This is a genomic window from Mucilaginibacter sp. P4_G9 (genome assembly GCF_056400985.1).
The window spans coordinates 1-2,625 of sequence record NZ_JBFUKF010000556.1 but is presented as its reverse complement, the minus strand read 5'-3'; the positions used below and the strand labels follow the sequence as shown (position 1 = coordinate 2,625).

Here is a 2,625-nt window from a genome sequence, read left to right as displayed (position 1 = left end):
GAATTAAATAGCTTTTGTCCCGCCGGTTCTGCGTTTCATTGGATCGGCAACCGGGGCATCGAAAAATGGAACTGGYCTGCTTAAGGTGTGCATAGCAGGCGAGATAAAGCACCTAAGGAAGACGGTACAGGTATGCGGCTGACCTTCCCCTTCCCTACAATTAAACAGAAGCTAAGCATGTAGAAAGCTTACCTTATACCATGTTTGGACGAGGGTTCGAATCCCTCCGGCTCCACTAAGTTCAATGTTAAAACAGACTAAAAGCCTGCAAATCAAATGGTTGCAGGCTTTTGTTTTTTAGTCAAATGACTATATTATTCATCAATTAGCAATAAAAAGGAGCGTAATTCGGTGAGTAAGTTTTAGAATGTTAATGTAACAGAATCGCCGTAAGCTACTGTTAGCCAATTAAATATTAGAATTTTCCGACACCTATCAATTCAATAAATTCCTGTATTCATTAGGTGAATGCCCAACATGCTGTTTAAAAAAACGGGTAAAATGTGAGGGATACTTGAAGCCAAGCTTATAAGCCACCTCGCTTACGGATTTGCTTATATCAAGTATTTGTTCTTTTGCGGCATCAATCAGTTTTAGCTGGATGTACTCCTGCGCTGATTTCCCGGTTTCTTTTTTTACCAGGTCCCCGAAATATTTTGGAGACAGGTTGAGTTGGGCTGCACAATACGAAACGGAAGGTAATCCCAGGGTTTGCAGCTTTTCTGATTGAAAGTAATCGTTTAGTAACCCCTCAAAGCCAGTCAATACATCCTTATGAATATGTTCTCTTGTGAGAAACTGCCGGTCATAAAACCGGACAGAATAGTTCAGGAACATTTCGATGTTACTTACGATCAACGTCCTGCTGTGCTTATCAATAGGGTGAGCCAATTCATACCGGATCTTATTAAAACATTCCAGCACAATTTCTCTTTCTGCATCCGAAACGTGAAGCGCTTCATTCACATCGTAAGAGAAAAAACTGTATTCGTTAATGCATTTGCCAAGGTGGGTTCCACGGATCAAATCGGGATGAAAGAACAATCCCCAGCCTGTTGGCTGTATCATTTTTTCGCTTTCATCAAAACCAAATACTTGCCCGGGCGCAATGAAAAGAAGTGTTCCCTCTTCGTAATCGTAGTGATTGCGGCCATATTTCATCTCCCCGCACTTCTCGTCTTTTAAAAAGATCATGTATACGTCCGAAATATAACGTGCTTCCTTTACAGGCTTCGACAGTGACTGGTCAAGAACACTAACTAATGGATGCAGGGTCTTCTGACCCCGGTCGTTATTGATCTGGGTTACACTTTCTATTCTGAGGGGATTTCCCATGACTTCGGTTATTTGAAGTGAAATTAGATTAAGTATTGCAAACAAACTAACAGAAATACTCCTGACCAGAAATAATGGTAAGAGAAACAGGAATCTGTATAACGATCTGATGCAAAAGTATAAAGAACTTCGCCCCTTAGAATGATCTATCGAATCATTTGATATGGTTCTGCAAATAAAGTCACTTGGCAAAATTTAGTTTAACCTTGTTCGAAATACCAGATATGTTAATCCATCCCGCACTTATTTGACTGGCAGGGCAAACGGCAGGTCACAATTTTATACTAATTTTGGATCTAAACGGTATAAGAAACCGCTATTTTGTTTTTCATATAGCCATTTTCAATCTAAAAGATTACTTACTTTTAATTAACGAATTTTCATTTAATATTCCCATTTCAAATTTGATACATCAAGGGTTTTATAAACCTTAATTAAAATGAACACTGATATACTTTATACTCATATCTGCTCTTACGTTCAAATATCCAGAGATGAGTTTGAGCTCTTTTTTAACCTGTTTAAACCGGTTTATTTAAAAAAGGGCGAGTTCCATTACGTTGCCGGTAAAGTTCCTAAATATTGGTCATTTACTTTAAAAGGCTGCTTGCGTGAATATTCGGTGGATAGCCAGGGTGATGAGAAAATTTTCCAATTTTATGAAGAAAATGCATGGGTTGGTCAGATCCAAAGTATGATAACGCAAAAACCCACGGACATGAACCTGCAGGCACTTGAGGATTGCGAGTTATTGTGTATAACAGGCGATGATATGTGTAACGCTGTAAAAACACCATGGATTCAGAACTTTACAATGCATAAGAGTTTTTCTGATAATGCCACCATAATGGAAAATTCAAACCGAATTAAATCGGCTTCACCTGAAGAGTTGTATTTGGAAATTCTTAAGGAAAGACCATCCTTATTGCTGCGTGTTCCACAGCACTATATTGCAAACTTTCTTGGCATCCGGAAAGAAACACTAAGCAGGGTTAGAAGAAGAGTTGCCCACCTATGATTTGTTGATCCAAGTCAACGACATTCAATTTCTGTTCCGGTAATTTTACAGCGAAAAACGATCACCTCAATGTTATCGATATCGCGCTTTATACGCGCGGCCTTATAAGTCATTGAGTGGCTGATTGTTTTCTCGAACAATAAATTTTAAGAAAGAATTAAATCAATGAAAAAAATAATCTATGACCAATACGGCAGTGTCGACGTTTTACATTCCGTGGAGGTAAATAAGCCAATTCCCGATACGCAACAAATTTTGGTTAAGGTAAAGGC

General features: G+C 38.7%; 2 protein-coding genes and 1 other RNA gene. 2 read left to right on the top strand and 1 reads right to left on the bottom strand.

The window, feature by feature from the left end:
• Positions 1-238: a transfer-messenger RNA gene (gene ssrA / locus AC1DPZ_RS25235) on the top strand; the annotation flags it as partial.
• Positions 239-435: 197 nt separating this feature from the next.
• Here ssrA and AC1DPZ_RS25230 read toward each other — a convergent pair.
• Complete coding sequence (locus AC1DPZ_RS25230; RefSeq protein WP_477408670.1) at positions 436-1,335, bottom strand: helix-turn-helix domain-containing protein; 900 nt, start codon at positions 1,333-1,335, stop codon at positions 436-438.
• Between the two features lie 439 nt (positions 1,336-1,774).
• Between AC1DPZ_RS25230 and AC1DPZ_RS25225 the strand changes: the two genes are divergently transcribed.
• Positions 1,775-2,353 (top strand): Crp/Fnr family transcriptional regulator, encoded by a 579-nt coding sequence (locus AC1DPZ_RS25225; RefSeq protein WP_477408668.1) that lies wholly within the window; start codon positions 1,775-1,777, stop codon positions 2,351-2,353.
• Positions 2,354-2,625 lie beyond the last annotated feature (272 nt).

Bases quoted from the DNA above. Each gene is read 5' to 3' on its own strand.
- AC1DPZ_RS25225 (WP_477408668.1), top strand. From the start codon at position 1,775: ATGAACACTGATATACTTTATACTCATATCTGCTCTTACGTTCAAATA.
- AC1DPZ_RS25230 (WP_477408670.1), bottom strand. From the start codon at position 1,335: ATGGGAAATCCCCTCAGAATAGAAAGTGTAACCCAGATCAATAACGAC.